25 protein-coding genes and 1 tRNA gene are annotated in these 20,497 nt (G+C 67.1%); 13 read left to right on the top strand and 13 right to left on the bottom strand.

Features of this window, described 5'->3' with window-relative positions:
• Nucleotides 1-16: 16 nt before the first annotated feature.
• On the bottom strand, nucleotides 17-766 hold the full coding sequence (locus HNR00_RS17665; protein ID WP_183571680.1) for a class I SAM-dependent methyltransferase: 750 nt from the start codon (nucleotides 764-766) through the stop codon (nucleotides 17-19).
• Nucleotides 767-938: 172 nt separating this feature from the next.
• On the opposite strand from HNR00_RS17665, the gene HNR00_RS17670 reads away from it, so the two are divergent.
• The 6 genes from HNR00_RS17670 to HNR00_RS17695 all read left to right on the top strand — a co-directional run bounded on the left by HNR00_RS17670 (nucleotide 939) and on the right by HNR00_RS17695 (nucleotide 6,035).
• Entirely contained in the window at nucleotides 939-1,583 is a 645-nt protein-coding gene (locus HNR00_RS17670; protein WP_183571681.1) for a lysozyme, read from the top strand.
• A 279-nt stretch (nucleotides 1,584-1,862) separates the two neighbouring features.
• A complete protein-coding gene (locus HNR00_RS17675) occupies nucleotides 1,863-2,333 on the top strand; it encodes a hypothetical protein (RefSeq protein ID WP_183571682.1) in 471 nt (156 codons plus the stop codon).
• Nucleotides 2,334-2,342: 9 nt separating this feature from the next.
• On the top strand, nucleotides 2,343-2,678 hold the full coding sequence (locus tag HNR00_RS17680; protein WP_183571683.1) for a hypothetical protein: 336 nt from the start codon (nucleotides 2,343-2,345) through the stop codon (nucleotides 2,676-2,678).
• Nucleotides 2,675-2,911: a hypothetical protein gene (locus HNR00_RS17685; protein WP_183571684.1), complete on the top strand. Its 237-nt coding sequence runs from the start codon at nucleotides 2,675-2,677 to the stop codon at nucleotides 2,909-2,911. The genes HNR00_RS17680 and HNR00_RS17685 overlap by 4 nt, the downstream gene beginning before the upstream one ends.
• A complete protein-coding gene (locus HNR00_RS17690) occupies nucleotides 2,908-3,501 on the top strand; it encodes a hypothetical protein (RefSeq protein ID WP_183571685.1) in 594 nt (197 codons plus the stop codon). The genes HNR00_RS17685 and HNR00_RS17690 overlap by 4 nt, the downstream gene beginning before the upstream one ends.
• Before the next feature lie 950 nt (nucleotides 3,502-4,451).
• Complete coding sequence (locus HNR00_RS17695; protein ID WP_183571686.1) at nucleotides 4,452-6,035, top strand: DUF1800 domain-containing protein; 1,584 nt, start codon at nucleotides 4,452-4,454, stop codon at nucleotides 6,033-6,035.
• A 160-nt stretch (nucleotides 6,036-6,195) separates the two neighbouring features.
• Here HNR00_RS17695 and HNR00_RS17700 read toward each other — a convergent pair whose 3' ends face one another.
• The 8 genes from HNR00_RS17700 to HNR00_RS17735 form a co-directional block, all read right to left on the bottom strand.
• On the bottom strand, nucleotides 6,196-6,390 hold the full coding sequence (locus tag HNR00_RS17700; protein WP_183571687.1) for a hypothetical protein: 195 nt from the start codon (nucleotides 6,388-6,390) through the stop codon (nucleotides 6,196-6,198).
• 25 nt (nucleotides 6,391-6,415) lie between these two features.
• The gene (locus tag HNR00_RS17705; protein WP_183571688.1) at nucleotides 6,416-6,808 is read right to left on the bottom strand and encodes a hypothetical protein; all 393 of its coding nucleotides are present in this window, start codon (nucleotides 6,806-6,808) and stop codon (nucleotides 6,416-6,418) included.
• Nucleotides 6,809-7,042: 234 nt separating this feature from the next.
• The gene (locus HNR00_RS17710; RefSeq protein ID WP_183571689.1) at nucleotides 7,043-7,471 is read right to left on the bottom strand and encodes a hypothetical protein; all 429 of its coding nucleotides are present in this window, start codon (nucleotides 7,469-7,471) and stop codon (nucleotides 7,043-7,045) included.
• The gene (locus HNR00_RS17715; RefSeq protein ID WP_183571690.1) at nucleotides 7,468-7,935 is read right to left on the bottom strand and encodes a hypothetical protein; all 468 of its coding nucleotides are present in this window, start codon (nucleotides 7,933-7,935) and stop codon (nucleotides 7,468-7,470) included. Before HNR00_RS17715 ends, HNR00_RS17710 begins: the two co-directional genes overlap by 4 nt.
• Before the next feature lie 3 nt (nucleotides 7,936-7,938).
• On the bottom strand, nucleotides 7,939-8,166 hold the full coding sequence (locus HNR00_RS17720) for a hypothetical protein (RefSeq protein WP_183571691.1): 228 nt from the start codon (nucleotides 8,164-8,166) through the stop codon (nucleotides 7,939-7,941).
• Nucleotides 8,167-8,169: 3 nt separating this feature from the next.
• Nucleotides 8,170-8,592: an SLOG family protein gene (locus HNR00_RS17725; protein ID WP_183571692.1), complete on the bottom strand. Its 423-nt coding sequence runs from the start codon at nucleotides 8,590-8,592 to the stop codon at nucleotides 8,170-8,172.
• A gap of 233 nt (nucleotides 8,593-8,825) precedes the next feature.
• The gene (locus HNR00_RS17730) at nucleotides 8,826-9,485 is read right to left on the bottom strand and encodes a hypothetical protein (RefSeq protein ID WP_183571693.1); all 660 of its coding nucleotides are present in this window, start codon (nucleotides 9,483-9,485) and stop codon (nucleotides 8,826-8,828) included.
• Between the two features lie 3 nt (nucleotides 9,486-9,488).
• Nucleotides 9,489-9,821 carry a hypothetical protein gene (locus HNR00_RS17735; protein ID WP_183571694.1) on the bottom strand — a complete coding sequence of 111 codons (333 nt, stop codon included), beginning with the start codon at nucleotides 9,819-9,821 and terminating at the stop codon, nucleotides 9,489-9,491.
• 49 nt (nucleotides 9,822-9,870) lie between these two features.
• On the opposite strand from HNR00_RS17735, the gene HNR00_RS17740 reads away from it, so the two are divergent.
• Nucleotides 9,871-9,947, top strand: a tRNA-Pro gene (locus tag HNR00_RS17740).
• A 28-nt stretch (nucleotides 9,948-9,975) separates the two neighbouring features.
• Nucleotides 9,976-10,287 carry an ETC complex I subunit gene (locus HNR00_RS17745; protein WP_183571695.1) on the top strand — a complete coding sequence of 104 codons (312 nt, stop codon included), beginning with the start codon at nucleotides 9,976-9,978 and terminating at the stop codon, nucleotides 10,285-10,287.
• 26 nt (nucleotides 10,288-10,313) lie between these two features.
• On the opposite strand, the gene HNR00_RS17750 is transcribed toward HNR00_RS17745, so the two are convergent.
• The 3 genes from HNR00_RS17750 to HNR00_RS17760 all read right to left on the bottom strand — a co-directional run bounded on the left by HNR00_RS17750 (nucleotide 10,314) and on the right by HNR00_RS17760 (nucleotide 12,769).
• A complete protein-coding gene (locus HNR00_RS17750) occupies nucleotides 10,314-10,784 on the bottom strand; it encodes a nucleoside deaminase (protein ID WP_183571696.1) in 471 nt (156 codons plus the stop codon).
• Between the two features lie 32 nt (nucleotides 10,785-10,816).
• Nucleotides 10,817-11,881: a spore photoproduct lyase family protein gene (locus HNR00_RS17755; RefSeq protein WP_183571697.1), complete on the bottom strand. Its 1,065-nt coding sequence runs from the start codon at nucleotides 11,879-11,881 to the stop codon at nucleotides 10,817-10,819.
• A 75-nt stretch (nucleotides 11,882-11,956) separates the two neighbouring features.
• A complete protein-coding gene (locus tag HNR00_RS17760) occupies nucleotides 11,957-12,769 on the bottom strand; it encodes an SHOCT domain-containing protein (RefSeq protein ID WP_183571698.1) in 813 nt (270 codons plus the stop codon).
• A 283-nt stretch (nucleotides 12,770-13,052) separates the two neighbouring features.
• Here HNR00_RS17760 and glgX point away from each other — a divergent pair, with 283 nt between their 5' ends.
• From glgX to HNR00_RS17780, 4 genes are all read left to right on the top strand, one after another.
• Nucleotides 13,053-15,323 carry a glycogen debranching protein GlgX gene (gene glgX, locus HNR00_RS17765; protein WP_183571709.1) on the top strand — a complete coding sequence of 757 codons (2,271 nt, stop codon included), beginning with the start codon at nucleotides 13,053-13,055 and terminating at the stop codon, nucleotides 15,321-15,323.
• A 114-nt stretch (nucleotides 15,324-15,437) separates the two neighbouring features.
• Nucleotides 15,438-17,030, top strand: coding sequence for a histidine kinase famiy protein (locus HNR00_RS17770; protein WP_183571699.1), 1,593 nt, complete (start codon nucleotides 15,438-15,440; stop codon nucleotides 17,028-17,030).
• Between the two features lie 26 nt (nucleotides 17,031-17,056).
• Nucleotides 17,057-17,374: a plasmid stabilization protein gene (locus HNR00_RS17775; protein ID WP_183571700.1), complete on the top strand. Its 318-nt coding sequence runs from the start codon at nucleotides 17,057-17,059 to the stop codon at nucleotides 17,372-17,374.
• Between the two features lie 251 nt (nucleotides 17,375-17,625).
• Nucleotides 17,626-18,051: a c-type cytochrome gene (locus HNR00_RS17780; protein WP_246390767.1), complete on the top strand. Its 426-nt coding sequence runs from the start codon at nucleotides 17,626-17,628 to the stop codon at nucleotides 18,049-18,051.
• Nucleotides 18,052-18,254: 203 nt separating this feature from the next.
• On the opposite strand, the gene HNR00_RS17785 is transcribed toward HNR00_RS17780, so the two are convergent.
• Nucleotides 18,255-19,466 (bottom strand): NADP-dependent isocitrate dehydrogenase, encoded by a 1,212-nt coding sequence (locus HNR00_RS17785; RefSeq protein ID WP_183571702.1) that lies wholly within the window; start codon nucleotides 19,464-19,466, stop codon nucleotides 18,255-18,257.
• 325 nt (nucleotides 19,467-19,791) lie between these two features.
• Between HNR00_RS17785 and HNR00_RS17790 the strand changes: the two genes are divergently transcribed.
• Nucleotides 19,792-20,340 carry a formaldehyde-activating enzyme gene (locus tag HNR00_RS17790; RefSeq protein WP_183571703.1) on the top strand — a complete coding sequence of 183 codons (549 nt, stop codon included), beginning with the start codon at nucleotides 19,792-19,794 and terminating at the stop codon, nucleotides 20,338-20,340.
• Nucleotides 20,341-20,497 lie beyond the last annotated feature (157 nt).

The raw sequence follows: 20,497 nt of genomic DNA on the forward strand, positions 1-20,497 counted from the left end.
GTCAAGGCAAGCTACTTTAAAGGTAAAAATACTTGCTTATCCCTTCAAACGTTGATAACTCTGATGTTGCTAGCAGCTTGATGCTTTTTGTATAAGCCAATAGATCATCAAAGTTCATGGAAGCCATCTCTTCAATAATCTGAGCATAGTTGTCTTTAAGTATCGTACACTGTGGGTTCAAGTTACTAACCAATACCAAGCCAGTTGGCGGGGCGCTAACTACATACAATTTCAAATCAGCCCGATATTTTTTTAGGATTGGTACTATTTTCCATACATCGCCCAGCCACCATGTGGGCTCATGTTTGCTTAGCTGATCAACCGACACAATCTCCTTCCGTCTTGTCATTGGTAGATCGGCCGGAACGCAATCGTGCATGGCAACGACGGAATTTACTTTGCAACTTTTTTCCGTATTAATGAAATCGCGAAGCAAAAATTCGGCAAGATGCATTCCGTCAAGAAAAGATAAGTCGATCGGTCTTCCGAACAATGCGACTGGATCTTTAGTACTGAAAAAATCGTCGCTGCCAATTTGATAAAGAAGACAGGATGGCTTGTTTCCAACAAAACTCTGCCGCAAGCTAAACACAGGGTCTATTGCGATAGTATTGCACTCAGCCAGTTCAAGCGAGCGGCCGGAGCGAGCGCCTATTTCGAGATATGTTTTGGGCTTCAAGTACTTGTGCAGATTTCGGAGCACTACCGTGTAGCCGTCGCCCGTCAGTGGGGCGATGAGCCGATCATATTCTGCTTCTGCGTCCATCACGTCCCCCTGAGTCACTGACCCAATCGCCCATCCGAACGGTCGATTCGGTGTCGTTAAAGCCCGGCAGGCACGCGGTGTCCATCCTGTTCTCTGTTGCGACGGCCTGTCTGGAAAGGTCGCCGATGCACACTCCGCCTTGCACAGCCCTACTCACCACCGGAGAACCACCATGGACCTCAGCCCCATCGGCGAGGCCGCTCTCATCGCGCGCGAGGGACGGCGGCTCGAAGCCTACAAGGACAGCGTCGGCATCTGGACCATCGGCGTCGGCCACACCGCCGCCGCGGGCCCCCCAACGCCGCGCGCGGGCCTGCGCATCACCGCGGCCGAGTGCGATGCGATCTTCGCCCGCGACGTGCAGAAGTTTGTGAAGACGGTACGCGACGCCGTGCCGGCGGACCTGCCGCAGCACGCCTTCGACGCCCTGGTCTCGCTCTGCTTCAACATCGGCCAGCCGGCCTTCCTGCGCTCGACCGTGCTGCGCAAGCTGCGGGCCGGCGACCGGGCAGCGGCGGCCGAGGCTATCCTGCTGTGGAACCGCCCGGCCGTCATCATCCCGCGGCGCCGGGCCGAGTATGACCAGTTCCGCACGCCCTATGCCGAGGCTCTGCCGAGTCAGGTGCGCGGCGCAAAGCCGGTCACCGTCGCCGCGCCCGTGGCAGTCGTGCTCGACAAGACCAAGCCCACGCCCGTGATCGAGCCGGTGGTCGTGCCGCCGCCGACCGGGTGGTGGCCCTGGCTCGCCGGGCTGTTCCGCAGCACGCCCGCGGTCGAGCCTCACGCCGAGACGAATGTCAGCTCGACCCGCGCCTGATCTAAACCGGCAAATTTGCCGGTCTCGACCCGCGCCGGCCGGGCCCGCCGCGCATCATCCATGACAACGAGGCCCACCATGTCCCGCATCCTCTTCGCGGCGCTGGCACTTGCCTGCGTATGCTCTCCGGCTATGGCCTTCGGCGCGCTGCCCGCTCCGACAGGGACCGGCTCGTTCCTCGCCGCCCTGGGTGGCGGAATTTGCCTCGGCGTTGCCCTTGCCTCGGCTCTTCCGATGCGGGCGAGGCTGCCGATTTCAGCCTTCGGCTTCTTTATCGCGTTGACCGGCGCGTCCCTCGCCGCCGAGGAGGTCGCCAAGATCGGCGATGCCTCGGTGACGCTCTCCGCCGAGGCCATGGTCGCCGCCGCCGCGCCGACCGTCTCCGCCTTCGCCGTGACCGCGCTGTCCGGCCTCGCCACGATCCTGCTCGGCCGGATCGGCCCCGTGTGGCTGTCCTCGCTCCTGGCGAGCCGCATCGAGATCGTCGTGCGCACCGCCGTCGACTACGCGCTCAACGCTGTCGAGGGCGCGGCCAAGGGCCAGGTGCTCACCATCCCGGTCGGCTCGGCCGTGGTGGCGAAGGCGCTGCAGCGCGCCCTCGACTCGACGCCCGCGTGGGTGATCCGCATGGCCGGCGGCCCGGCCGAGATCGGCGCCCGCATCTTCCGGTCGCTCCACCTTGAGCCCGACAGCACCGCGGCGAAGGTGCTGGAGCCCGCGCTCCAGGGCCTCGGCACGGGCGCGCGTTAAGTCCTGCCCGTGGCCGGCATCGAGATCGCGGGGCTCCTCAAGGACTACGGGCCTTGGGGCGCCGTCGCGCTCCTCGTGCTCGCGCTCTCCGCTGTCGTGAAGTGGTGGCGCGAGTGCATGAACGCCCGGATCGAGGAGGCCGGCAAAGCTGCCGCGGCGCTGGAGCGCGCTGCCGCCGCGACGGTCGCCACCGCCGCCGCCCTTGAGGACGTGCGCGAGGGGCAAGTCGAAATCGCCCGCCTCGTCACCCAGGCGATGAAGGGGGCCGAGGGCAGCAATGATCTGACCAAGGAGCTGCTGCGCGACATCAAGGACGGAATCAAGAACCGGAGCGGGCACGCATGACTGGCCGGCTTCGCAGCTTCCTCTGCCGCCTCGTCTGCCCGCACTGCGCCCGCGGCGAGCGCGAGCTGGCCCGCCTGGATCGCGCCGAAGACCTTCACGCCAAGTCCGTGCTCGCGGTCGAGCGGGCCAGTTTCAAGCAGGCTCGGCGCCTCGACGACGTGCGGGTCGTGGTCGAGGCCACCCTTCGCCAGATGGAAAAGCGCGCGGCGAGCGCCGAGGAGAATGCGCGGTGATGATCTACAAGGACGGGCCGGAGGGTATCCGGGGCGTGCTCTATCTGACGGCCCTGGTGCTGTTCCTGGGCTATCAGACGATCAACGTCTTCGTGCCCAACGCCGACATGATCGTGGCCGCCCGCATCCTCGCCGCGGGCTTCTACAGCGCCGTCATCTACGTCTACGCGCCGCACGCCTGGGAGGCCGTGCGCCGGCCTAAGCCGGAGGGCGCCGACTTCCTCGTCGTCGGCATCGTCCTGAGCTTCCTGTCGCACCTCGGGCAGACGGTCTACGCGATCGTCTACCGGCTGGCCGAGGCGCCGAAGTGGCTCCTGAACGCCGAGGTGGTCGCGCCGATCGTGCTGCTGTCGATGCTCGCGGCGACGCTCCACGTCTGCGCGCCGGGGCTGATCCAGGGCGAGGTGCCGCGGCGGCAGCGGATCGTGTTCGGGGTGTGGGTCGGCCTCGCGGTGCTGCTGGTCGGCGCCGTGCTGGCGACTCGGCCGGACATCGGGCCGGTGATTGAGCGGGCGCGGCCGTGGATCGGTGACTTCTGGCGCACCGGCGCGATGCCCGGTGCGGTCCCGACCGGACCGCCACCCGCATAACCGCGGGCTCTCACCTCCGCCTTGACCCCGCCCGGCGCCGCCGCGGCGGGGTTTTTCGGTTCCCGGCTCCAATCAAACTTCGGACGCCTGTTTCCGCGCTGCAACAGCCAAGCCTCGGCGCTTCATCTATGTTCGGCCGAATCGTCGAGGAACTGCCCTATGGACGCCACTACGAAGATAAGCCTTACCGTCGGCGAGGACGAGCTGGCTCAGGCGAGTGACGGCATCTCAGTTGCAAGAGAAGCCGACCAGCCTTTCGAGGCTGCGCCCAATCTTCACAATCTTCCAGATTGGGTTTATCTGCATCTGTGCTCGGGAGAGTGGGAATAGGTTCTTTCGTCTAATCTCCGAGACACAATCCGGAAGACCTTCACTCCCTCACCCCAGAGGAGTGCCGCAGATGCCTCGCCGCTGCCGGCTATTACAAAGACTTGGCCGTCACTATGTAACCGGGAGCGGCTCTAAAGGCAGGATATCGAGCGCGAGGCTATGCTGGTCGATGCAGAGCTTCAAGGGCGGGTCGCTTTTAAGCAGGTGACAAAGCCTTTGATCGTGGTCCGTCGCAGGATATTATTAGTCATTCGAGGTATGAGGGGTTGGTCGAGCAAGCGCAGGCGGGCACCACGGAGCGGCAGTAGAATTAGGCGCAGCAGGCGGTTGCCTTGAGCCAGAAAATAATGCGGCAACAGGTCTTGGTCCAGCACCAGTAGCAGCTGCGGACCCAGTAGGCCGCACGCCAGTAGATGATGATGGAGCACCAACAGGCAGCGCTGCGTCTCGGCCCGGCTCCGGGCGGCGGAAATAGCAGGGTCATGGCTGGCCGCCGGGCGTGCCTTGCCGCTAAGGGATCTCCCCGCTGGGCGATAGTAGAGCCCATATCAGGGCCGCATTTCAGGCGTCGATTCTAGGTTCGTCGCCGGCCTGGCGTCTTTCCTAGGAGCTCGCACGCGATGCCGAGTCACCTGCGCCGCCTCGCCGGCCTGATCGCGATCGCCCTGACCTGCGTCACCGGTCCGGTCCGATCTGAGGAGCCGGCCGCTCACGCGACCGCTTCAGTCCCTGCGGCGATTGACGACGCGGCCCTTGTGGACGCACTAACTTTCGGCATCACCCCCGACGATCTCGCGTGTATGCGGGCGATGGGCCGCGAGGCGTGGCTGGAGGCGCAGATCCATCCGCCAACCGGTCTGCGACTGCCGCCAGCGTCGCAGGCGGCGAGCGAGCCATTTCAGGACGGCGGCACGCTCCTCGAGCGATTTTCGGCCTATGGAGCGCAAGTTCGGGTGATCAGCGCCATGCCCGACGACGAGGCACGCCGTCGGGCTGCGAAGGACGTCGGCTCCGTGGAGGTTCGTTCGGGAGAGCGGGCGGTCGGGCGCACAATCCTGGCCGCGCTGTCCACGCCGGACCAGTTGCGCGAGCGGCTGACGTGGTTCTGGCTTAACCACTTCAACGTCTATCTGCCAACGACCTATCTACGGATGTTCGTCGGCGACTACGTCGACACGGCGATCCGACCGCGCGCCCTCGGGCGGTTCCGTGATCTCCTCGGCGCAACCCTGCGTCATCCGGCGATGCTCGGCTATCTCGACAATGCTAAAAACACGGCACAACGGCGCAACGAGAACTATGCTCGCGAACTAATGGAGTTGCACACCCTTGGGGTGGGCGGCGGCTACACGCAAGGGGATGTCGAGCAGCTCGCCCGAATTCTGACAGGGGTCGGCTACGGCTTCACGCCGGAGCCCCGGATGCCGCCGGACCGGCAGCGCGACTATCGCCGCGACGGTCTGTTTGTGTTCGATCCGACGCAACACGATTACGGCGACAAGAGCTTCCTCGGACGCACGATCAAGGGCCGCGGCTATGCCGAGATCGAGGAGGCGCTCGACATCCTGGCCCGTCATCCGGCGACGGCGCGCCACGTCTCGACGTCGCTCGCCCGTGCCCTCCTCGGTGACGTGCCCTCCGCAGCCCTGGTCGAGCGGCTCGGGCGCGTCTTCATGGACAGCGACGGCGACATCGCCCAGGTCGTCAAGGCGCTCGTGCGCGACCCCGACTTCGGGGCAAGCCTCGGGCGCGGCTTCAAAGATCCGGTGCGCTACGTGCTGTCGGCCGTGCGGCTCATCTCGGCCGACCGGACGATCCGCAATCCGGCGCCGATCCAGAGTTGGTTAAAGCGCCTCGGGCAGGGCCTGTTCGGCCGCTCCACCCCGGACGGCTATCCGCTCGACGCGGCGGACTGGAACGGGCCGGGCCAGATGGTTTCCCGCTTCGAGGTGGCGCGGCTGATCAGCGAGGGCGCGCCCGCCCTGTTCGCGCTGCCGGCCGAGGACACGCCGCCCCCCGAGAAGCCGAAGCCCCCGCCGCCGACGGTCCAGAACGCGTTCTACGAGACCGTCCTGCGCGGGCGCCTCGGCGCGCCGACGCTCGCGGCCCTGGCCCAAGCCAAGCCCGGACCGGAATGGACCATGTTGCTCCTTTCCTCCCCCGAATTCATGCACGGCCTCGCGCCGCACGAGGCCCTGCGATGAACTGACCGACGAACCGCCGCGCATTGCTCCGGGCCTCGCCGGCGCTGGACCTCTCCACCGTCGCCGGACGAGCCCAGGCGATACCGCGGGCGCTCCGGGTGCGTGCGTTCGACCTCGGCGAGGTAGCGTTCGAAGGCGGGGCCGGGCGGCTCGGGGCCCGTCACTTCGCGCTCTCCCGTTCCCGCGCCAGGGCTCGCATCGCCTCGGCATAGAGGCCGACCCGGTCGCCGGGGATCGCCAGCCCGCTCTCTCGACGCCGCTCGATTCTCCGCGCGATCTCACGCAGTTCGGCGGGCGTGAGCGCATGCGTCGGCTTGGCGGAGAGGTCGCCGATGATGGGGGAGGATTCGGTCATGACGGGAGGGTATCGGTTCCGTCCATCACTGGCGACGGGGGGCATGGCGACCCCACCTGCGGGGAGGATGGTTGGGCGTCTCGCTTTCAGCGACCGGGCTCTCGCCTCCGGCCGAACCGCTTCGCGTTTCGTCGGCTTCCGCCGCTTCGCTCCCTGACGCGGGGCGCTCATCCTCAATCAGGGCCGCGTCCATCGCCTCCATCATCGCCAGCAAATGCCGGCGCGCTTTGGAATTGAAGGCGGGTCCGCTGTAGACGACCCAGACCTGCCCGCCTCGCCCAACGCTGGTGGACATTTGAACCTTCGCCCTGCGAAACTGGAGCGCGTCGATCAGGACGTGTTCGGATGGCGGGGTGTAGCCGCGGCTCCAGGCGTCGTAATCGACGGGTGAGAAGACGGGTGGTTGACGCTCAGCCATCCCTCAACGTCCTCCCGCAGGAGGAAGGGCGAGGGCGTCCTTTTCGCGGTCGTTGCTGTAGAGGAAGTAAGGAGCGCCCGCCTTAACGATCTCGCGGGCGGTCGCCTCGGATACAAAGCAGACGTGTGCGTATTCGGTTGGGCCGCAGCAATCGTGATAGCGGAGTTGGAGCGCCCACGGCTTTAGGCGCTCTTCGGGCAGCCCGGACGGCGCCAAGATCAAGTTTGCCATCGTCTACTCTCCTGCCTTCGGGGTTGGATCGGGTTGGGGCGCCTCGGCTACGCCGATCGGGCTGTCGTGAACGGGGCCGCCTTGCGTCCCCGCCCTGCGGGCTTCCATCCCTGGCGCATGCGGGTCGCGAAACAGGATTGGCTTGCTCGGCCAGAGATCGCCGGCCTCGGCAATCCACACGCCAGAGGCATCACGGTAGCCGCTATGAACGCCCGTGCTGCCGACCTCGACAAACTCACGATACTGTCCGTCCTTCGGGCAGTAAGTGAAGTCGCGGAAGCCTAGCGCCTTTAGTCGCTCGTATGCTGCCTGCATGACCTTGAGCGCGGCGGCCTCGTCGGGCATCCGCGCGGCATCCGCCTCGTTTCCAAGCTCAATCGCCTGTAGCAGGCGAGCGAATTCATCGGCCGAAACGGCGTGCCAACAGCTCATTGATCGCCTCCTTCTTCATTTCTGGCCCGCGGCATGACTCCGATGTCCACGAACCGCGGATCACCGAAGCCGGTGAACACCATCGTCCAGGCGAGGCGGCCATGCGGCTTCTGGCCGGGCTCGTCGGTTATGATCCGCAGGTCGGCGGCTTGTTCGATCCGCCGCACCAGCTTCTCGGGATCGCAGGCGCGCTCGGTCCACGGCACGGCCAAGAGATCGAGGTCGCGCGTGAACGACCCGTGCATCATCAGCGCGTAGCCTTCGGCCCATGCGAGGCAGCGAGCCATCGTGAAGACGCGCGCGTAATCGGGGTCGATGATGCCGTAGGGTGGCCCGTTGAGTGAACCGGCTGCACTTCCGCCGCGCGAGGGATGGTCGCCCGTAAGGGCCGAGACGCCCTGCGGCTCGGGCTCTGCCGACCAGCCCGGCCCCATCGGGGCGCGTCCTGAAGCTTCCTCGCTCATACCTCAAGCCTCCCTGACGATAGGCGAGGGCCGGATGGAGAGGTTGGACGCATCTCGTGCGGCAAGGCTTGCGGCGAGCCGCGATGTCGGAAACTCCCTCGCGATCTGCTCGCACACTTGGATCGCTTCGCGCAGGCCCCAGCCGAGTTCTGAGCGCAAGAACTTGGCCCCTTCGACGTACGACATCTCAGAAGCCAGCTGCCGAGCGGCTTCAACATCCTGAAGTTTCATGGCTCAAGCCTCCTGCTGTGCTGTGGTGAGGGGCCGGGCGGAGACCTCGTGAGGCGCAATGCGTCGGACGGGAATGCCGGCGGCTTCGGCTTGGCGGATCATGTCGGCCGTGCCCCGTCCGCCGGGGAAGGCGAGGACCACGACCGGCTTGCCCTCGCGGAGCATGCGCGCGTTGCGGATTGGGCCGGCGGACTTGCCGTGCTTCTTCCAGTCGGCCGGGAACGAGAGCACCCGCAGGCCCTCGCTCTCGGCCCACTGCGCCGCGCCTTCGTCGGCGCCGCGGGCGCCGCCATGGATGACGGTCGTGATGCGAGGCAGGCTCGGCCAGCCCAAGGCTTCCGCCGCATCCTGATGGCCGAAGCGTTCCAGCCAGTTCCAGACATCGGCCGCGTCGAGATCTCGGCCTCCGCAGACGAGGACGCGCATGGTCAGGCCTCCCCTCGTTTCGAGGGAGAGCAATCAGACGAGGCATCGCCGATCAGGCCCGGATGCCACGCCCGAGCGCGCTCCCAGCCGCTGTGCTCGCAACTGACACTGCTGTAGCCTTCCCTCGTACAGATTTTGCACGGCATGAAAGGGTAGCCGGGTAGGGCGCGGAGGAGTGCGCGCGCCTCCTCTCGCTCCGTGTCGGTGTCGCGCCCTGGGGTTGTCCAAGCCATCTACCCCTCCCCGGTCAGAGCGAGGGGCCGGGCGGAGGGGGCAGATGCCTTGGCCCGCTCTTCCGCGACACGATGCTCGGCGACGATCAGGTCCATTTCGGCCTTCGTGATCCGCACGAGGCCTTCAGGCAGGGTCCACGTCGCGGCCGGGCCGACGACGGTGCGTTCGGGGTGTTTGGTGGCGTAGCGGTGGCGCTCGGCCTCGGCGTCAGGGATTAGGCCGAAGAACGTGTCGCCCGCCCAGCCGAGCCACGCGCCCTCAAAGACCAGCGTCAGATTACTGCCGTCCGCGATGCCCCAGGTGCCGGAACTGCCGTCGGACGCTTCCCAACTGATCTCCTCGCAGAGGCCGTCGCCATAGACGTCTCGGTAGACGGGCTGCGGGTGAATGCTGCGTAGTCGCTGAAGTTCGCCGGCCTCGGGAGTGCCGACCTTGGGGTGGCTGAAACCGTGCTCGCCCTTCGGCTTCGTCCAGTTCTTGGGCGGCGAGCGCCCCTTGAAGCACAGGTCGGTGCCGGCGGTGCTGAAGCCGGTCGCGCCCTTCGACTGTGCGTATTCCCAGATCGCCCGGCGCCGAGCCGTTTGACGCTCGCGGTACTCGCGTGCCCGTGACAGGAACGGCTCGCCGACGATGCGGACGTAGGTGATGCTCTCGCTCATGGCTCACATCCTCCCCGTGCCACACACAGGAAGACGATCGGGGCCGAGGCGTGGGGCGAGGGCCATGCTGTAATTGCTGCCGACCCCGCTTTCCCAGAAGTGGAACTGGCAGCCCGTCGCCGGGTCGGTCCAGATGCGCCTGCGGATGCCGTTGTCGCCCCTCACGCCGGGCGAGGTGTTGGCGTCGGTGCAGCCGGCGAGGGCGAGCGACAGCACCGCCGCCGCGAGCAGCAGAGCGGAACGCCCCGCGAACACTTTTCGGGAGTTTTTCGGGACCTCTCGCCCCGGATTGCTCAAAACGAGCCCCGAACGTTCCGTTGGACGGCGCTCGCTCACTTGCCCGTCAGAGGCAAAAATCGTAATCCCCCTAGGCCCGTCAGGGCGTCGGGGTGTAGCGCAGTCTGGTAGCGCATCTGCTTTGGGAGCAGAGGGTCGTAGGTTCGAATCCTATCGCCCCGACCATGCCCTTCCCGGAGTCGTACACCGTCCGATGTCGAGCGCCCGCATCTACCGCCCCGCCAAGGACCCGTCGCAGTCCGGGCTCGCGCGCACCAAGCAATGGCTGCTCGAATTCGACCAGACCGCCCCGCGCGAGACCGACCCGCTGATGGGCTGGACCGGCTCGTCCGACATGCTGCAACAGGTGCGGCTCGAATTCGACACCGCCGAGGAGGCGGTGGCCTACGCCAAGTCGCAGGGCATCGCCTACCGGGTCGAGGAGGCCAAGCCCCCGGTTCTGCGCAAGGGCCTGTCCTACTCGGACAATTTCAAGTTCAACCGCACCGCGCCCTGGACGCACTGACGCCGGGCGCGGCCTGAGGAATCGGCTCAGCCGGCCTCCGCCTTGCGCCGCTCCGACCATTCGCGAAAAACGTTCGGCTCGCCGTCGAGCTTCAGGTAGGCGACCCGCATCGGCTGTTCCTCGGCCGGGCGGCAGAGTTCGGCGTAGATGCCGGCGCTCAACAGCCCTTCCGTCTCCGCCTCCTCGGCGGTGAAGGCGTAGTAGCCGCGCTCGACACCCGCGAGCCGCATCGCCGCGTGACACATCGGGCAGGGCTGGCCGCTGGCGTAGACGATGCAGCCGTCGAGCTTCGATTTGCCGAGCTTGCGGCTCGCCGCGCGCAGGGCTGCCATCTCGGCGTGGTCGGTCGGGTCGTGGCTGACATGGATGCCGTTGGCGGCACGTGCCACCACCTCGCCGCCGCGCACGATCACGGCGCCGTAGGGCCGCCCGCCCTCCGCCACGTTCGCCCGCGCGATCTCGACCGCCTCGCGCAGGTAGGCCTCGTGTTCGCTCATGCCGAATCCCTCGCCGAATTCCTTGCCGTGAATCAGAAGGCGTAGCGCACCGTGCAATACGGCAGCCTCTCGGCGAGCAACGCGCGGAAGCGCGTGAGCCACTGTCCCTTCCAGCCGGTGCGGTAGCGCAGATTGTCGCCCCCGCCCTCGGAGCGCTTGGCCTCCTGGATGTCGGGGCGCCACAGCAGCGCCTCGGCCTTGGGGTGCCAGCCGAGATTGACCGCGTGCAGACCCGCGTTGTGGGTCAGCATGATGATTTCGCACTTGAGCTGGGCCTTGGCCGCGTCCGACAGCCGGTCGTCGATCTCGGCGAACAATTCGGCCCAATCCGCCTCCCAGCCCTCGTAGAGGATGACCGGCGAGAAGTTGACGTGGACCTCGTAGCCCGCGGCCAAAAAATCGTCGATCGCGGCGATGCGCTCGGGGATCGGCGCGGTTCGGACATCGACGATTCTGGCGATCCGCGCGGGCATCAGCGAGAAGCGGATGCGGGTGCGACCCTGCGGGTCGTAGTCGAGCAGGTCGCGGTTGACCCATTTGGTGGCGAACGACGCCTTGGCGTTCGGCAGCTCCCGGAACAGGGCGACGAGGTCGCGGACGTTGTCGCAGACCATGGCATCGACCGAGAGGTCGCCGTTCTCGCCGAGATCGTAGACCCAGGCCGCCTCGTCCACCTGATCGGGCCGGGGAAGGGGTCCCTGCTTGGCGGCGTGCCGGGTGATCGCCGCGCCCACCGCCTCGACGTTCACGAACAGTGAGATCGGATTCGAGAATCCCTTGCGGCGCGGCACGTAGCAATAGGCGCAGGCCATGGCGCAGCCGTTCGAGATCGAGGGCGCGATGAAGTGGGCCGAGCGCCCGTTGGGGCGCAGGGCGAGGCCCTTCTTGACGCCGAGCACCAGCGTCGAGCGCTTGATCCGCACCCAATCCTCGACCGAGCCCTCGTTGCCGTGGAGCGAGGGGATGTTCCAGTGCGAGGGCACTTCGATGCGCTCGGCCTCGGGAAACCGCGCGAGGATTTCCGCGCCGCGCGCGTAGCCCGCGACGGCCGGCTCAAGGAAGATGCGGTCGATCTCGAGGAGTGCGCGCTCGGCCATGGCAGGGATATGGCGCGGCGGCCGGCCCATGACCGCCTCGAAGCGGGGCCTGCGGCGACGAGGCCGACGGATCCCTCAGAGGCGCGCCAGCAACTCGGCCTTCTTGGCGGAGAACTCGGCATCGGTGAGGACGTCCTTGCGACGGAGTTCGGCCAGCCGCTCCAGGATGGTCATAACTTCGCCCGCATCCGTGATCGGGGGAGGCGCGGGGCGGCGGTCCGGGGCGGCGTCGGATCGAGAGGCCGCGTCCGAGACGATCTCCGACACGGGCGCAGCGGCCTCGGCGAGGCGGCCCGCCGGCGACGCCGGCTCGGGCGCCTCGGCCTCGATCGGATCGGCCGCGGCGCCCCTCGGCTCCGGGTCGAGCGGTATCAGATCCTCCAGTGCGAAGCCGCCCGCCGGGCCGCTGAACCGGACCGTTCCGTCGCCGCTCTGCTGCTGCGAGACGCCGGTCACCTCGCGGTCGCCGAGATCGTAGAGGTCGATCCGCCCTCGCGTCTCGACGGCCAGCCGCCGGCTCGCCGGGAAGACGGCGTAGCGGGTGCCGTCCTGCGCGCCGACGCTCGACGGCACGCCGAGCCCGTCCGGCCACCAATTGCCCGCCCCCGGCACGCCGTGGGTCTCGGGCAGGGGCAGGCCCGCGGCGAGTTCGGTGCAGAGGGCATCGACCCGGGCCTTGAGGGCATGGTCGTTCATCCGCCCGACCATGATCATGCCGCCGCGTGACCATTGGCCGAGGCCTCCGAACTCGGGATGGTCGAACTGGGCCATGTTGCCGTGGCCCGTCTCCAGCGCCCGCACGAGGTGCTGCACCGCCTCGACGCTGACCCCGTGCCGCTCGGCGATCGCCGCGCGATTGGCCCGCCGCTCGGCCGCTTCTTCGCTCATGTGAACCGCTCCCTGCCCTCCGCCGCGCCCCGATCGGGACTGCTGGTCGTCCCTCGGGCGTGGCGGGAAACGCCTTCGCTCCGTCCGGGTTTCGTTTCCCGGGGTGCATGGAGGTGTTGCCATATCCGGCCCGCCCCCTGCCTTCAGGCCTGCACCTTAGCAAAACGCCTGCAGAAATAATTGCTGCAACGCGGCTCCACGGTGGAGCTTCACCGTTGCGTGAACGTTCACCGTCGCGACGGGGCCGCCGCAGGGGCCCGCCACGCTGACAATTGGGATGACGATGGCCGATCAGGACAGGAATGTGGGGTCGAGGCCGCGCACCGCGCGCTCGCGCATCCGCGAGGGCTCGCCCCATCCCCGCGGAGCCACCTGGGACGGGCGCGGCGTCAACTTCGCGCTGTTCTCGGCCCACGCGACGAAGGTCGAGCTGTGCCTGTTCGACGATGCGGGCAAGAACGAGATCGAGCGGATCGAGCTGCCCGAATACACCGACGAGGTCTGGCACGGCTACCTGCCGGACGCGCGCCCCGGCACCATCTACGGCTACCGCGTCCACGGTCCCTACCAGCCCGAGGCCGGCCATCGCTTCAACCCGAACAAGCTCCTGATCGACCCCTACGCCAAGGGGCTGGTCGGTACCATCGAGTGGAACCCGGCCCTGTTCGGCTACAAGATGGAGACCGGCGACGATCTCACCTTCGACGAGCGCGATTCCGCCCCCTTCACCCGCCGCTCGCGCGTGATCGATCCCGCCTTCACTTGGGGCCGGGACGAAAAGCCCCGCGTGCCGTGGGAGCGCACCATCGTCTACGAGACCCACGTGAAGGGCTTCACCAAGCTGCATCCGGCGGTGCCGGAAAAGCTGCGCGGCACCTATGCCGGCCTCGGCAACCCGGCCGTGCTCGACTACATCAAGAGCCTCGGCGTCACCTCGGTCGAGCTCTTGCCGGTGCATTCCTTCGTGCAGGACGACTACCTGCAGCAGAAGGGCCTGATCAACTACTGGGGCTACAACACGATCTCGTTCTTCACGCCCGCAAGACGCTACGCCGCGGTGCCGGACTTCGCCTTCTCCGAGTTCAAGGAGATGGTCGCGCGCATGCACGGCGCCGGCCTCGAGGTGATTTTGGACGTGGTCTACAACCACACGGCGGAGGGCAACGAGAAGGGGCCGACGCTCTCGTTCAAGGGCGTCGACAACGCCTCCTACTACCGGCTGCTGCCGAACCAGCCGCGCTACTACATCAACGACACCGGCACCGGGAACACCTTCAACCTGTCGCATCCGCGTGTGCTGCAGCTCGTCACCGATTCGCTCCGCTACTGGGCGACCGAGATGCGGGTCGACGGCTTCCGCTTCGATCTGGCCACCATCCTCGGTCGGGAGCCCTACGGGTTCGACGAGGGCGGCGGCTTCCTCGACACCTGCCGCCAGGACCCCGTGCTGAACGACGTGAAGCTCATAGCCGAGCCGTGGGATTGCGGCCCCGGCGGCTATCAGGTCGGCGGCTTCCCCCCCGGCTGGGCCGAGTGGAACGACCGGTTCCGCGACGACGTGCGCGGCTACTGGAAGGGCGACGGCGGCCTGCTGCCAGGGCTGGCCTCGCGCATCACGGCGTCCGCCGACAAGTTCAACAAGCGCGGCCGCCGGCCCTGGGCCTCGGTCAACTTCATCACCGCGCATGACGGCTTCACGTTGAACGATACCGTATCATACAACGAGAAGCACAATATGGCCAACGGCGAGGACAACCGCGACGGCCACGGCCACAACCTGTCCTACAATTACGGCGTCGAGGGCCCGACCGACGATCCGGCGATCCGCTCGGTGCGGATGCGCCAGATGCGCAACCTGCTTGCGACGCTGTTCCTGTCCAAGGGCACGCCGATGCTGCTCGCCGGCGACGAGTTCGCCCGCACGCAGCAGGGCAACAACAACGCCTATTGCCAGGACAACGAGGTCAGCTGGGTCGATTGGGCGGCCATCGGCCACGAGGAGCGGGATCTCGCCGAATTCACCCAGCGCCTGATCCTGCTGCGCAACGCTCTGCCGATGCTCTCGCGCGGGCGCTTTGTGACGGGGGGCTACGACGAGGAGTTCGGCGTCAAGGACGTGACGTGGCTGACGCCCGCCGGAACCGAGATGGCGCCGGAGAACTGGAACGACGGCAATTCCCGCTCGCTGGCGGTGCTGCTCGATGGGCGCGCCCAGCCCTCGGGCATCCATCGCCGCGGCGAGGACGCGACCCTGCTCCTGTTCTACAACGCCTATCACGACGTCCTCGGCTTCACCTTCCCGGACACGCCGGGCGGCACGGCCTGGACGCGGCTGCTCGACACCAACCTGCCCGACGACCAGGAAGTCGCGAGCTTCAAGGTCGGCGAGACCTACGCGGTCACCGGCCGCTCGATGCTGATGTTCGTCCTGAAGCCCGACGAGAGCGAGGGCGGCGAGCACAGCGCCACCGAGCGCTCCTATCAGTACGTCATGCAGGCCTTCGAGCGGGCCAATGTCGAGAGCGTGCGCTTCGGCATCGATCCGGAGGAATGAGGCCGGCACGGCGGGCGGGGGGATTCACGCTTCCCCGCCCGCCATGTCATGAGGCACGTGAAAGGGGGCCCGGCGATCGTCCGTGGGTCGCCCCAAGACCCGAGGCGGTTGTCGATGACCGATATTCCCGAGAAGCCGTCCCACGACGTCCATCCGAGCGTCGAGGCCGGCCTCGCGGGCCACGAGTTCGAATCGGGCAGCGGCATCTTCTTCGCGGCCGTCGAGATGACGCGCATGCCGATGACGGTGGTCGACCCGAACCTGCCCGACCAGCCGATCGTCTTCGTCAACCAAGCCTTCCTGACGATGACGGGCTACGAGAAGTCCGAGGTCGTGGGCCGCAATTGCCGCTTCCTCCAGGGGCCGGACACCGACCCGGCGGCCAAGGCGCGCTTGCGCGCGGCGATCGATCGGCGCGAGGACATCTCGCTCGAGCTGATCAACCATCGCAAGGACGGCTCGGCCTTCTGGAACGCCCTGTTCGTCAGCCCGGTCTACAACGCGGCCGGACAGCTCGTGTATTTCTTCGGCTCGCAGCTCGACATTACCCGCCGCAAGCAGGCCGAGGAATCGCTGAGCCACGCGCAGAAGATGGAGGCGCTCGGCCAACTCACCGGCGGCATCGCCCACGACTTCAACAACCTGCTCCAGGTCATCCTCGGCTACGCCGATTCGCTGGCGACCAACCTGGAGCGGCCCGACGCCGACCGCGCCCGGATGGGCCGTGCCGTCGGCAACATTCGGGAGGCTGCCGAGCGCGCCTCGACCCTGACGGCGCAGCTGCTTTCCTTCGCCCGCAAGCAGCGGCTGGAGGGGCGCACGCTCAGCCTCAACAAGCTGGTCGAGGAGATGCGCCAGCTCGCCGGGCGCACGCTCGGCGAGGCGATCACCATCGAGACCGACCTCGCCCCCGGCCTGTGGCCCTGCCGCCTCGACCCGACCCAGGCCGAGGTCGCGCTGCTCAACATCCTCATCAACGCCCGCGACGCGATGCCCGAAGGCGGGCGCGTCACCATCGCGACCCGCAACCGCGAGCCGAATTCCCCCGGCGGATCGCGTTGCGTCGCCGTCGAGATCACCGACACCGGCACGGGCATCCCCTCCGACGTGCTTGCCCGGGTGATGGACCCGTTCTTCACCACCAAGGAGGAGGGCAAGGGCACGGGCCTCGGCCTCTCGATGGTCTACGGCTTCGCCAAGCAATCCGGCGGCACCGCGCAGATCGAGTCGGTGGTCGGCGAGGGCACCACGGTGCGCCTGCTGTTCCCGGCGAGCGACGAGGCCGGCCCCGAGGCACAACCCGCCTCAACAGTCTCGAGTGAGCCACAGCGGGGCAGCGAGACCGTCCTCATTGTGGACGACCGGGCGGACGTCGCCGAACTCGCCCGCGCGATCCTGCGCGATTACGGCCACAGTACGCTGCTCGCCCGCCACGGCCGCGAGGCGCTCGAAATCCTCGACGACCACCCGGAGATCGACATCCTGTTCTCCGATCTCATCATGCCCGGCATGGACGGCCTCAGCCTCGCCCGCGAGGCGCGCCGCCGCCGCCCTTCGCTCAAGGTGCTGCTCACCACCGGCTACGCCGAGGCGTCGCTGGAGCGAACCGGATTGCCGCGTCCGGAGTTCGAGATCCTGAACAAGCCCTACCGCCGCGCCGACCTGATCCGGCGGCTGCGGGCGGTCCTCGACGCGCCGGAGACCTGAACGGCGCCGACCACCGGGAGAGTCGGATGGCCCGCGGCGACAAGTCGAAATACACGGACAAGCAGGTCCGCAAGGCCGAGCATATCGCCGAATCCTACGAGGCCCGCGGCGTGCCCGAAAAGGAGGCGGAGGCCCGCGCCTGGGCGACGGTCAACAAGGACGACGGCGGCGGCAAGCATCCCGGCGGCTCCGGCCGCGGCAAGGCCACCGGCCACTCCGCGGCCCACAAGGGCGGTCGCAGCGGAGGGGCGGCGTCCGCCTCGCGCACCCCGGAGCAGCGCTCGGCTTCGGCGAAGAAGGCGGCGGAGACGCGCAAGCGGAACGCGGCGAAGAAGGCCGGATAGGGCGGTTCTCGACCGGCCGCGAGCCACCGACCGCTCCGGGTACCCGCACCGTCATTGCGAGGCGGAGCCGAAGCAATCCAGGGCTCCGCACTGTCCGGAGAGGTCTGGACCGTTCCGTCGGCACGGTCTCACCTCATCCGGAAAAGTCGCGCCCTGGATCGCTTCGGCTCCGCCTCGCGATGACGGTGCGGGGCGGATTCCGGGCCGATCGACCGGATAAGATGCGGGAGACGAATCGGGAGGGACGACGGATGTGCCAGGCTGATCGAAGGGGGATTCGAAGCCTCGGTCCCGCGAGCGCCTTCGCCCTCGTAATCGCAAGCGCTCAAATTTTTTCGACCGCCGCCCACGCCACCCCAGGCCCCTTCGACCGCCAACAGGCGGAAGCCGGCCACGTGATCTACAACGATCACTGCGCCGAATGTCACGGCCCCGAACTCGCCGGCGCCCTCGGCGCCTCGCTGATCGATCCGGCCTTCAAGGCGAGGTGGGGCGGCCGACCGGTCTCCGACCTCCGCGACTGGATTTATTCCAACATGCCGCCGAACGCGCCCGGCACGCTGCCCGACGCTCAGCTCGATCCAATCCTGGCGTGGGTCCTGATGAAGAACGGCGTCGCGCCGGGGCCGACGCCGCTGAGCAAGGCGAATGCGGGCGCCGTGTTTCCGAAGGAGTGATCGATTCAGCGGAGCGCGCCGCCACCAAAAACCCTCCCCCCTCTGCGGGGGAGGATGTCCGCGGAGCGGACGGGAGAGGGGAGCGACGGTGCCGCTTGGCCGCCGTCGTCCAGTTCCCTCCGGCACCGTCGCTCCCCTCACCCGACCCTCGCTGACGCGAGGCCCACCCTCTCCCGCGGAGGGGAGAGGGTTGAGCGGTGGTGCTACGCCATCGCGGCCTTCAGGTTCTCGTCGACCTTGTCGAGGAAGCCGTCCGTCGTGAGCCACTTCTGGTCCGGGCCGACCAGCAGCGCCAGATCCTTCGTCATGTGACCGGCTTCGACGGTGTCGACGCAGACCTTCTCCAGGGTCGCGGCGAACTTCGCCAGATCGCCGTTGTCGTCGAGCTTGGCCCGGTGCGACAGGCCGCGGGTCCAGGCGAAGATCGAGGCGATCGAGTTGGTCGAGGTCGCCTTGCCCTTCTGATGCTCGCGGTAGTGGCGCGTCACGGTGCCGTGGGCGGCCTCGGCCTCCACGGTCTGGCCGTCCGGTGTCATCAGCACCGAGGTCATCAGGCCGAGCGAGCCGAATCCTTGCGCCGCGGTGTCCGACTGCACGTCGCCGTCGTAGTTCTTGCACGCCCAGACGTAGCCGCCCGACCACTTCAGGCACGAGGCGACCATGTCGTCGATCAGGCGGTGCTCGTAGACCAGCCCGAGCGATTGGAACTTCGACTTGAACTCCTCGTCGAACACCTTCTGGAACAGATCCTTGAACCGGCCGTCATAGACCTTGAGGATGGTGTTCTTGGTGGACAGGTAGACCGGGTACTTGCGCGCGAGGCCGTAGTTGAACGACGCGCGGGCGAAGTCGATGATCGACTGGTCGAGGTTGTACATCGACATCGCGACGCCGGCGTCGGGGAACTTGAACACCTCCTTCTCGATGACGGTGCCGTCGTCGCCCTCGAACTTGATCGTCAGGCGGCCCTTGCCCGGCACCTTGAAATCGGTGGCGCGGTACTGGTCGCCGTAGGCGTGGCGGCCGATGACGAAGGGCTGGGTCCAGCCGGGCACGAGGCGCGGCACGTTCGAGCAGATGATCGGCTCGCGGAAGATGACGCCGCCGAGGATGTTGCGGATCGTGCCGTTGGGCGAGCGCCACATCTCACGCAGCTTGAACTCCTCGACGCGGGCCTCGTCCGGCGTGATCGTGGCGCATTTCACGCCGACGCCGTGGCGCTTGATCGCCTCGGCCGCATCGATCGTGACCTTGTCACCGGTCGCGTCCCGGTGCTCGACGCCGAGGTCGTAATAGTCGAGGTCGAGATCGAGGTAGGGGTGGATGAGCTTGTTCTTGATCTCCGCCCAGATGATCCGGGTCATCTCGTCGCCGTCGAGCTCGACGACCGGATTGGCCACCTTGATCTTCGCCATGTCGGTTCCTCAGTAGACCGGTGCCGCGCGCCCGGCCGGCTGCCGTCCGCACGTTCCCGGAACCCCGTCGCCGCCCCTATAACGCAGCGCAGCAACACGACAAAGCCGGGCCGCGGCAGGCTGTTTCGGACAGGCGATTCTGTCACCGCCCCGCTTGACGGGCGGCGAAGCCCGCGCAGGCGAGAACCGCGCCAGTTCGGATGGGAAGGGGCAACCCAGTGTCGCTCCCGGACAAGCGCGTGAGGCTGCACCGCTCTACCCGGCCTGGACAAACCGGCCCGGCGCTGCAACGAACCGCGTCGGATCAATACCTTAAGGAGACATCATGAGCGACCGCATCATTCTGCGCGCCGGCGAGGCCCTCGTGGCGGGCGGGCCGCCGAACACCGCGTCCGAGCCCGAGGTCATTATCGGCGAGCTCGACGGTCCGGTCGGCACCGCGCTCGCCACGCTCACCGGCGATCAGGTGGTCGGTCATAGCCGCGTGTTTGCGCTGCTGAACACCGACATCATGGTCCGCCCGGTGACGCTCTGCGTCTCCAAGGTGAGCGTGACCGAGAACAAGTACACCTCGATCCTGATGGGCACGGTGCAGTACGCCATCGCCAACGGCGTCCTCGACGCCGTGCGCGCCGGCTACATCCCCAAGGAGAAGGCCAACGATCTGGGCATCATCTGCTCGGTCTGGCTCAGCCCCGGCGTGATCCAGGCCGAGACCGTCGATCACAAGGCGCTGTTCGACATCCAGCGCCGCGGCATGACCGAGGCGATCCGCAAGGCCATGACCAACGAGCCCTCGATCGACTGGCTCCTGGAGAATCAGGACAAGATCGTCCACAAGTATTACCAGATGGGCCTCGACGGAAAGATCTGATTCTTTTCGAAATTTGCGCCGCCGGCTTCGCTGGCGGCGCAGTCCATGCGCTTCAGCCACGACTCCGCCGTCATCAACTCAGTTCGTGGCGACCTGTCGTTTTTCGGCGAAGGCGTCGCGCAGGCGCGCGTTTGCGATGACGATGAGGCGCCGCATG

The organism is Methylorubrum rhodinum (genome assembly GCF_014199935.1).
Classification (GTDB): Bacteria; Pseudomonadota; Alphaproteobacteria; order Rhizobiales; family Beijerinckiaceae; genus Methylobacterium; species Methylobacterium rhodinum.

Excerpts from the sequence above, each read along its gene's own strand:
- HNR00_RS17665 (WP_183571680.1), bottom strand. The coding sequence starts at position 766 with ATGGACGCAGAAGCAGAATATGATCGGCTCATCGCCCCACTGACGGGC.
- HNR00_RS17670 (WP_183571681.1), top strand. The coding sequence starts at position 939 with ATGGACCTCAGCCCCATCGGCGAGGCCGCTCTCATCGCGCGCGAGGGA.
- HNR00_RS17685 (WP_183571684.1), top strand. The coding sequence starts at position 2,675 with ATGACTGGCCGGCTTCGCAGCTTCCTCTGCCGCCTCGTCTGCCCGCAC.
- HNR00_RS17695 (WP_183571686.1), top strand. The coding sequence starts at position 4,452 with ATGCCGAGTCACCTGCGCCGCCTCGCCGGCCTGATCGCGATCGCCCTG.
- HNR00_RS17700 (WP_183571687.1), bottom strand. The coding sequence starts at position 6,390 with ATGACCGAATCCTCCCCCATCATCGGCGACCTCTCCGCCAAGCCGACG.
- HNR00_RS17705 (WP_183571688.1), bottom strand. The coding sequence starts at position 6,808 with ATGGCTGAGCGTCAACCACCCGTCTTCTCACCCGTCGATTACGACGCC.
- HNR00_RS17710 (WP_183571689.1), bottom strand. The coding sequence starts at position 7,471 with ATGAGCTGTTGGCACGCCGTTTCGGCCGATGAATTCGCTCGCCTGCTA.
- HNR00_RS17715 (WP_183571690.1), bottom strand. The coding sequence starts at position 7,935 with ATGAGCGAGGAAGCTTCAGGACGCGCCCCGATGGGGCCGGGCTGGTCG.
- HNR00_RS17720 (WP_183571691.1), bottom strand. The coding sequence starts at position 8,166 with ATGAAACTTCAGGATGTTGAAGCCGCTCGGCAGCTGGCTTCTGAGATG.
- HNR00_RS17725 (WP_183571692.1), bottom strand. The coding sequence starts at position 8,592 with ATGCGCGTCCTCGTCTGCGGAGGCCGAGATCTCGACGCGGCCGATGTC.
- HNR00_RS17730 (WP_183571693.1), bottom strand. The coding sequence starts at position 9,485 with ATGAGCGAGAGCATCACCTACGTCCGCATCGTCGGCGAGCCGTTCCTG.
- HNR00_RS17745 (WP_183571695.1), top strand. The coding sequence starts at position 9,976 with ATGTCGAGCGCCCGCATCTACCGCCCCGCCAAGGACCCGTCGCAGTCC.
- HNR00_RS17750 (WP_183571696.1), bottom strand. The coding sequence starts at position 10,784 with ATGAGCGAACACGAGGCCTACCTGCGCGAGGCGGTCGAGATCGCGCGG.
- HNR00_RS17755 (WP_183571697.1), bottom strand. The coding sequence starts at position 11,881 with ATGGCCGAGCGCGCACTCCTCGAGATCGACCGCATCTTCCTTGAGCCG.
- HNR00_RS17760 (WP_183571698.1), bottom strand. The coding sequence starts at position 12,769 with ATGAGCGAAGAAGCGGCCGAGCGGCGGGCCAATCGCGCGGCGATCGCC.
- glgX (WP_183571709.1), top strand. The coding sequence starts at position 13,053 with ATGGCCGATCAGGACAGGAATGTGGGGTCGAGGCCGCGCACCGCGCGC.
- HNR00_RS17770 (WP_183571699.1), top strand. The coding sequence starts at position 15,438 with ATGACCGATATTCCCGAGAAGCCGTCCCACGACGTCCATCCGAGCGTC.
- HNR00_RS17775 (WP_183571700.1), top strand. The coding sequence starts at position 17,057 with ATGGCCCGCGGCGACAAGTCGAAATACACGGACAAGCAGGTCCGCAAG.
- HNR00_RS17780 (WP_246390767.1), top strand. The coding sequence starts at position 17,626 with ATGTGCCAGGCTGATCGAAGGGGGATTCGAAGCCTCGGTCCCGCGAGC.
- HNR00_RS17785 (WP_183571702.1), bottom strand. The coding sequence starts at position 19,466 with ATGGCGAAGATCAAGGTGGCCAATCCGGTCGTCGAGCTCGACGGCGAC.
- HNR00_RS17790 (WP_183571703.1), top strand. The coding sequence starts at position 19,792 with ATGAGCGACCGCATCATTCTGCGCGCCGGCGAGGCCCTCGTGGCGGGC.